At 70.0% G+C, this 550-nt stretch carries 1 pseudogene; it reads left to right on the top strand.

From position 1 onward, the window contains the following. Positions 1 to 550, top strand: a pseudogene (locus HUW62_RS47675) (transcription factor); the annotation flags it as partial.

The raw sequence follows: 550 nt of genomic DNA, 5'->3' as shown, positions 1-550 counted from the left end.
GCGGCGACATTCTCCGCCTCGCCGGCACTGGCTTCGCCGCGCGGGTGGCCGTGCGCCTGGGAGGAGTGCCCGCCGAAGTACTGTCGCTTCGTGTGGAGTTGGGCACTCACTTCGCGGACGTGAGGACGCCGGCCCACGCCGTGGGCATCGTCGACGTCGAGGTGTTCAACCTCTCCGCGGAGGGCAGCCCCATCCCAGGCGAGGCCGCTGTCCTTTCGGGCGCGTACCGCTACCTGCGCCCACGCGTCGCGAAGGAAGCGGACCTCACCCGCCTCGTGCGCACCTTGCTGCGCGAGCTGAAGCAGCAGGTGGTGGCCAACGTCAGCGCCAGCGTCTCCATCGACTACGACGACACGGTGGCCGACGGACTCAACGTCATCGCCATGGCCTCGCTGCCCTCCGTGGTGCTGTCAGGCCCCACGATGCGCGAGAGTCGTCGCTACTCCACCAACGTCTTGCACGAGGACGTCGTGCAGGGCCCCTCCGGCGCGGAGCTGGTGCGCAGGCGCCCCGCGTACACGGTGGACCTGGCCTTCACCCTCACGGTGGC

The sequence above is a fragment of the Myxococcus sp. AM011 genome (assembly GCF_013372595.1).
GTDB classification, from domain to species: Bacteria; Myxococcota; Myxococcia; order Myxococcales; family Myxococcaceae; genus Myxococcus; species Myxococcus eversor.
The sequence above is the reverse complement of the archived record's forward strand: the minus strand, read 5'-3'. Positions and strand labels throughout refer to the sequence as shown.